This is a genomic window from Cytophagales bacterium (assembly GCA_019456305.1).
Classification (GTDB): Bacteria; Bacteroidota; Bacteroidia; order Cytophagales; family VRUD01; genus VRUD01.
On record VRUD01000020.1, the window covers coordinates 49246 to 57384 of the forward strand.

Annotated in this window: 4 protein-coding genes and 1 pseudogene (1 of these 5 only partly in view); 2 read left to right on the plus strand and 3 right to left on the minus strand. The window is 37.6% G+C overall.

Features of this window, described 5'->3' with window-relative positions; genetic code table 11:
• The 3 genes and pseudogenes from FVQ77_06180 to FVQ77_06190 all read right to left on the minus strand — a co-directional run.
• A pseudogene (locus FVQ77_06180) lies at positions 1 to 1006 on the minus strand (hypothetical protein); it reaches 128 nt to the left of the window's first position.
• Positions 1007 to 1017: 11 nt separating this feature from the next.
• Positions 1018 to 2937, minus strand: coding sequence for a gliding motility-associated C-terminal domain-containing protein (locus FVQ77_06185; protein MBW8049916.1), 1920 nt, complete (start codon positions 2935 to 2937; stop codon positions 1018 to 1020).
• Positions 2938 to 3399: 462 nt separating this feature from the next.
• Positions 3400 to 4176 (minus strand): PASTA domain-containing protein, encoded by a 777-nt coding sequence (locus tag FVQ77_06190; GenBank protein ID MBW8049917.1) that lies wholly within the window; start codon positions 4174 to 4176, stop codon positions 3400 to 3402.
• 163 nt (positions 4177 to 4339) lie between these two features.
• Between FVQ77_06190 and FVQ77_06195 the strand changes: the two genes are divergently transcribed.
• Positions 4340 to 5590 carry a mechanosensitive ion channel gene (locus tag FVQ77_06195; GenBank protein MBW8049918.1) on the plus strand — a complete coding sequence of 417 codons (1251 nt, stop codon included), beginning with the start codon at positions 4340 to 4342 and terminating at the stop codon, positions 5588 to 5590.
• 202 nt (positions 5591 to 5792) lie between these two features.
• On the plus strand, positions 5793 to 8139 hold a 2347-nt coding region (locus FVQ77_06200; protein MBW8049919.1), incomplete at its 3' end, for a hypothetical protein.

The following is an 8139-nucleotide window of genomic DNA, read 5'->3' on the forward strand; positions in this document are numbered from 1 at the left end:
GGGTGTCAGGGCATACAGGCAGAGTAGTATCGGAACAAACGGTATCAATGGATAATGCTATAGTATCAACAATAGTAGAATCAACAGTCATACCAATAGTATCGGAGAAATCATTGTAAAGATCAATCGGCAAAGATACCAGACTATCTGCTTTGCCCTCTGCAAGCGGGTCCGTAAAATTATAAGGCGTTCCGTCTGCTTTTAACCCGTCAAAAGTTGCAACATTCAGCGTTGGCGGGTCAACACAAAATCTGTTGTTAATATAGGTACCCCCAACGTTAATATAGGTAACACTATCATATAGCCATTTACTAGCATCAGGAAAACCAGATGAAGAAGAAAAGTCATCAAAAAATGGCAGGGGCAGGGTAAGTGTATTCTGAACGACAACGGTATAATCTTCCACTTCTCCATAGCTAAATGCCTCACAAGTGGTTTGTGCACCGTTGTACTTCATTGAAACACGCATCCTGGTCGCCCCCAAAGAGGCGGTTAAAGGAACGTCCAGATTTCCGGTAACCGTTGTGCTGGAAAGCCCCCTCGCATCAAAAACCAGCTCATCGGCATCTAAGAAGTCGCCATCCTGGTTAAGGTCAATCCATATCTTCCAGTATTCATTATACGTTGATGAGCTAAAACCGGGCGTCAGGGTAACGGCATTGCTTGATCCTTGCTCTAAATTGGTGGAAATACCGGTAAAATCAGCATATCCTCCATTTGAAGCAGTATTGTTATCAATGGAGGCAACAGTCACTCCGGCTATCCATTCATAAGAAGCATCATTGCCCTGGGAAGAACAATATGCACCGCCTGCATTAAGTGTTGTGAAAGTATTGGATTTTTTTAGGTACTTGCTTTGCTCTTTATATGCCTGCATTCTTATTTTGTCATATTTTAATGGATAAATATTCAATTGTCCAAACACATTAGCGATTGGTATGATCCCTTCTATTATACAAAAAAGAAGTACCAGAATAGCTTTTGGATATTTGATAGAAAATATCATTATAACTAAATTTATCTCAATAACGTAACTGTCCCCGACCTCGTATATTGTTCCCCTCCAAAATCTTTTGCTTCTATCAGGTAAGCGTAAACGCCCACTGGCGCTTGCTTACCGTTAATGGTTCCGTCCCAGCCATTGCTCATTTGATTTGATACAAAAATTATTTCCCCCCACCTGTTATATATGATCATTTTGAAATCCTCAATAAAAGGCGCTTTTATTTTAAAAATTTCATTTAAACCATCTCCGTTTGGCGTAAAGGCAGTTGGAATAAATAATTCCTGTTTGATGATGACAATATTTGAATATGAAACAGCAGCAACTGGCGTATCAGCAATGGCTTTTACCCTGTATATACGATGTTGGTAGTCTGATTTTTCTATAATATCTGTGTAAGTTGTGTCCTTTGTTGATAAACTATCATAGGGTAAAAAATCATCTTTAAGCCATTCAAAAACGTATTCCTTTACCCCGTTTTGCCAGCCAACGTAATCAGTCCAGGATAATTTAATTGTTTGAAAATTTTCTATCGTACCCTGAAGTAAAATAGGGCAGGATATCATGCTTGGATCAGCTTTATTATCACACGAATCAATATAGCTTACGACATAGCAGTTTCGTGTAGTACCGGTGTTTGCTCTTTGATCTGTATAGTTGCTATCCGTTAAAGTATCTACTGGCTGAAAAGACCCGCCATCTTCTGATCTTGAAATAATATATTCTTTTACAACAAAGCTATCAGGTTTCTCCCATGATAATTGCGGGGTATTATTCAGGATGGTTGTATAAAAGTTGCTGACTTTATCCGGGACGTCCGTGGATTTAGCTGTAACACATTGCTGCCAGGAAACAGAGCTCATATTATTTTGTTGAATGTCAGCGACAACATGGTAGCAATATTGAAACCCACACCGCACATCAGAGTCGATATAGAAGGTATCTAAGGTAGTTTGTATCAGTGAATCGTTTCGGTATAAAGAATAGGTTTGTAAAGTATCGCTTATATAGCCTGACCAGGTAATAATATTTTGATTATTTGAAGCTGTTACCTCTATATTGATACTGCATATTTCTTCGGAGATTATAGAATTACCGCAAATATCAAATGCAACTATTTTATAGCAATATAAATTTGTAGTAGTATTAAGACTATCAATATTATAGTTTAAAAGTACTAAAGAATTTGAAACTGTATCTATGCTTTGATAAGCGCCTGAAGCGCCTGTCTTTTGCTGTATAGCATAATTTACATAATCATCTGTATTAAAAATCAGTTCAAGGATTCCGCTATTTGTATTTTTCTGTATTACTTTAAGTTTTTCTATAATTGGCTTTGTTAAAGATAGAAAAGGGGTAATAGTTATTGAATTACTTCCACCACAGTCTCCCGGCATATAATGTCCTCTTACAATAATAGTTCTCTGTGAAGAATCGTTATAAAAATGAATAGTGTCATCCTTAGAATGTAAAGTATCAAACGGGCTGGCATCGCCCCAGTTTATTATATATTCATCATTATACTGATCATAAACAGTATCATTAATAACAACTATTACTGTGTCGCCTTCGCATAAATGAACTGTGAAATCCGGTTTAAGTGTGTCTAAAACTTCAATATAATTTTCTCTAAATAAAAAATCCTGCGGTCCAATATCTAAATTAACAGATTGCATCACAGTATATTTTCCAGGTGTTGTATAAAGATAAAATGTATCTGAAATAAGATCAACTCCAAATGTGTCAGTACCTACCCCATACCAGTACTGAATACCTGATCCATTGGCACAATTGGTTATACTAATAGTATGGGGTGGACAGCCTCTGGTGAAATCTGCATCAAAGCAAGCCGAATCAACCTGCGCATTACAAACGTTAAATAATAGTGAAACAAATATTGATAAGAGAAATAGATGGGAAAATAGTTTATTCATCCTTGTTTTGATATTTGATATCCAATATCGTTTACTGATTTAAAATTGAGTCCACTCTAATAAATCCAAAAAATAAAAATAATATATCAATAAATTTATGCACGCTGCGCTTTACGCCATGCGCTATGTGCGGGGTTTATCGGTTCTCGGTTTTCAGATTCCGGTTTATCTGTTTAGCGATTTTCAGTTAATCAGATAACCGGTTTTGTTGCTGAAAAACTTATGGCAGACAACTGAATGACCGACAACCGAATGACCGACAACTGAATAACCGAAAAACCGGTAACTGAAAACCGAGAAACTGTATTATTTGTGAAAATTTGGTTACTGCTATGTTGCAATCTTCATTATCCCGATCACTTATCGTTATTCGATTAATTTTAAATGTATGTTAGGTCTACATTTCTGATAACAGATTAAGCAGGTCAATTTTTTGCATTGGCTACAACTTTTATCTAACATCTACTGCCTACTGTCAACTTCTTCCTCCCCCGCCACCCAAACATCTATTTCTCCGCCTATACGGATCTTAATCCCTTCAAAAGCAGTAGGTCTTTGCTTGATCACTGTTCCATCTTCTTCATCAGATTTTGGGACATAGGTCTTTAGTCCAACTTTTAAACCATGGCTTAGCAAAAACAATTCTACCTGTTCAAAGGGCCTTCCCACAAGATCGGGTACGTCAAATCTCACATTTCCCAGCCCATTCCCAACAAAGAGGTCAATTTTAATGCCTTTCGGTATTAGTTCACCAGGTTCAATTTCTTCTCCATTTATTAATTGATTCAATACTGCATTTTGTGCGAGATCATGCACATAAGTTACCTCGCCTAATTGCAGTCCATAAGTTTTTAAGATCAACAAGGCATTTTTTAATGAACTATTTATCAGGTCAGGCATTTTTACTTTTGGAGGATTCTTTGTATTTATTGAAACATAAATTCTTCTACGCTGTTTAACGATTGCTCCTGCTGGCGGATACTGTCCGATCACTGTGAGGGGCTTGTGATCGGGCAAATAATTTGAATCACTGATTTGAACCCTTAATGCTCTGACTGATAAGAATTTCTCCAGTTCACTTAATTCCATTCCATCCAGGTCAGGTACTATAATTGTCTCTCCATGTTTTGTTGTGTTAGGCAGGTATATAAAAAAGAAAGCAAAGATAATGGTAGCGGAGATTACCAACATAATCAAAATATGAGACGATAGATTCAGGAATTTATTTTTTGAGAACATATTGAAAATACGAATTAGCCCTACGAATTACGAATTAGCCGAATTACGAATTACGAATTCGTAATTCGTAATTCGTAGGGTTATTCGTGCATGGATAGTAGCATGCAAATTTAAGAAAATATAACTAAATTTTTTCCATACCTTTGTAAAAAAAAGCACAGCTATGTTGAACATAAAAAAGATAATAACGCTAACCATCTTAATAATATTATATGTAAATCTTACGGTTTTTGCTCATTCTGCTCAAATAATTGAGATGCCCGGATGGGTAAACAATAAGTTTTTTGGATTAAAATGGGAACAGTACCTGTTAATACTCCTTTTTATCTTTATAAGTTTCGTTATTCATAAAATATTATCATGGTTTTTTAGTAACCTGTTGGTCAAAATATTAGCAAAGACAGGCCGTAAGGAACTGTATGAAAAATATATCCGACCGGTTACCAGGCCATTTAGTTTATTTATTATCTTCTGTCTCCTGTCTATTTTTATTCCTTTATTAGACTTACCTGTAACGGTAAATAAGTATGTGAGTATGGGAATAAAAGCAATAATACCACTTTATGGTATACTGATATTTTACCGCCTGGTGGACATTTTGGGCGCTTATCTTAACAGGCTTGCTGCAAAAACAGAAAGCGCCTTGGATGATCAGCTTGTTCCGCTCATAAGTAAATCATTAAAAGTATTTGTAGTGATCATGGGCGTTTTGTTTATTCTGCAGGAAATTCTGAATGTCAATATTACTGCATTATTAGCAGGTTTATCAATAGGAGGTTTGGCATTTGCATTAGCAGCCCAGGACACCATAAAAAACTTTTTCGGCTCTTTGATGGTATTTATTGACCGCCCATTCCATATAGGTGACTGGATCGTTTCAAATGACGTAAACGGAATGGTTGAAGAAGTAGGTTTTCGTTCCACCCGTATCCGTACGTTTCATAATTCAGTGATCAGTATCCCAAATGGTAAATTAGCTGATATGACTATTGACAATATGGGATTGAGGGCTTACAGAAGGTTCAGTACAAGCATTTCTATTACTTATGATACCCCTCCTGATGCGATTGAGGCTTTTGTAGAAGGATTGAGGCAAATAGTTGAGAAACATCCCAATACCAGGAAAGATTATTATAATATATACCTCAATGATATGGCAGACAGCTCTTTGAATATCCTTTTTTACGTCTTTTTTAGTGTACCGGACTGGACTGGTGAATTAAAAGCCAGGCAGGAAATAATATTATCTATAATCAGGTTAGCTGAAAAATTAGACATCAGGTTTGCATTTCCGACTGAAACGATCCATGTTGAGAATTTCCCTGAAAAGAAGTCACTGACACCGGAGAATAATCCAACTAAAAAGGATTTGATGAATAAGATTGCAGGGTTTATTAAAAGTGGTAGTCGGTAGCCAGCAATTAAAGAAAGAAAAAAATGTTTGGGAATTTAAAAAAGAAGGTGTAATATCGCAAAATGAAAAGTTGGCTATTGAAAATATAAATAAAACACTTGTATATAATCATAGACAACTAGACATGTAGTATTTAACTTTGAGGGTTTTTTTATTTAATTGTATTCAATCTTTTTATTTTTTAAATTAAACTCCAATAACCATGAAAACAAATTACTCAACAGCCAAATTTGCCTGCCGGGGTTTTAGAAGATTTATCATACTGCCGTGTGCATTAATATTTGCAATATCAATATTAAATACAAATGTATCTTCTGCCCAATGCTCCATAGACAGCGTTATAAGCACTGATGATTGTGGAGGATGCGTTGGAACAATTGAAATCTTTGCTTCTGGTGGTTCAGGTGCATATAAGTATAGTATAGATGGCGGATTGACATTTGAGGCGTGCAATTTATTTACGGGTTTATGTGCCGGTACTTATAGTAATGTAATAAATGATATGAGTGGTTGTCAGGATACAAGTAATGTTATAATTATTACGCCACCTCTTTTATTGGCTTTTATGTCAGGTAGTATAGATGCTTCTTGCAATGGGTCTTGTGATGGGTCCCTTCAAGTAATGGCTTTTGGCGGTACGCCTCCATATGCCTATTTTTGGAATACCTTACCAATTCAAACAACTGATATTGCCACCGGGTTGTGTGCAGGCGCTTACGATGTTGCAGTACAAGATACTAATGGCTGCTGGGCGCAGGGTTTCGGAACTATTTTAGAACCCACACCGATAATTGACAGCACAAGCAGTACCAATGCCACATCATGCGGAGCTTGTGATGGTACTGCTACTGTTTATGCAAGTGGTGGCTTACCTCCTTATTTTTATGCATGGAATACCAGTCCTGCACAAACAACATCAACAGCCACATCTTTATGTACAGGAATATATACAGTATTAGTTACTGATGCAAATGGATGCACTGAATCCGCTACGGTTGGCGTAGGTGAAATTGGCGGTGAGGCGCTAATTACAAGCACAACAGATGTGTTGTGTAATGGAACTTGTGATGGCACAGCAACAGTAAGTTTTACCTGTGGCAATCCTCCTTGTTCAATCATTTGGTATGATGGTTCAGGGGCTTCTATCGGGCAAACAGATACAACTGCTACCGGCTTATGTGCAGGTGGTTATCTTGTTCAGGTAACCAATAATTTAGGATGTATTTCTTTTGACCAGGTAACAATTAATGAGCCGTCTCAAATTAATGCCACAAAAAATTGGACTAATACAAGCTGCATAGGAATATGTGACGGTAACGCTACTGTTTTTGCTACGGGCGGTGTATTGCCATATACATATTCTTGGTCTCCAAGCGGTCAAACCACTCAAACTGCTACAGGTTTATGTGCAGGAATGCATACGGCAATTGTTACAGATTCCCTTGGTTGCAGTGATACTATGATGGTAACAGTTGGTTCACCGGATACTACTGCATTTAATACTTCAAAGATTGATGCCGGCTGCGGAGTGTGTAATGGTCAGGCAATTACTTGTGTTACGGGTGGAACACCTCCTTATGCTTATAGCTGGACATCAGGGTCAACAACTTTTTATGATGATAGCTTATGTTCAGGGACTTATGATGTAACCATTACTGATGCTAATAGTTGTGTAGCGTCAGAGAGTGTAACCATTATGCCGGTCAACGATGAATGTACAGGTGCAATATCTTTAACGCAAGATACAATCTGTATTCCAACTGCATGTGATGTTGCCGGTGCAACCGAGTCGCTTTTTGGAATTTGTGGTATTGGCATTGCTAATGATGTGTGGTATTCTTTCGTTGCTACTTCCATAAACCCGACCATACAGGTTGCAGGATCAATAAATTTTTCTGCAGTTGTAGAATTATTCGACTCTTGCGGAGGAACATTCATAGATTGCGCCCAAAGTACATCTGGGGGAGATACCGCAGCAATCATGACTTTTGGGTTGACCATTGGAAACACTTATTTTATAAGAGTATATGATTTTTGGGGTTCACCGGCAACTACCACTTTTGATATTTGTATTTACGACACTCCTCCCTGCCAAGACCCTGCCTCTCTTTTTGCAATTAATATAACTGATACGACCGCTGATTTAAGGTGGAATTCTACAAATCCCGGGGATACTTTTATTGTAGAATGGGGTTTGCAAGGATTTACTCCTGGTTCTGGCATTGATACGGCAATGGGAACTTCTGTGTTCGGTACAAATACAGTAAGTATTTCCGGGTTAACCCCATCAACTACGTATGATTTTTATGTCCTGGAAGATTGCGGCAGCGGTGACTCAACCAATAATGCAGGGCCTTTTACATTCACAACTAATGCCCCTCCACCGGCCAACGATGAATGTGCGGGTGCAATATCTTTAACGCAAAATAACAGCTGTATTCCAACTGCAGGTGGTGTTGACGGTGCCACCGTGTCGCTTTTTGGAATTTGTGGTATTGGCATTGCTAATGATGTGTGGTATTCTTTCGTTGCTACTTCCATAAACCCGA

Coding starts and splice junctions, on each gene's coding strand:
- FVQ77_06190 (MBW8049917.1), bottom strand. CDS start 4,176: ATGTTCTCAAAAAATAAATTCCTGAATCTATCGTCTCATATTTTGATT.
- FVQ77_06185 (MBW8049916.1), bottom strand. CDS start 2,937: ATGAATAAACTATTTTCCCATCTATTTCTCTTATCAATATTTGTTTCA.
- FVQ77_06195 (MBW8049918.1), top strand. CDS start 4,340: ATGTTGAACATAAAAAAGATAATAACGCTAACCATCTTAATAATATTA.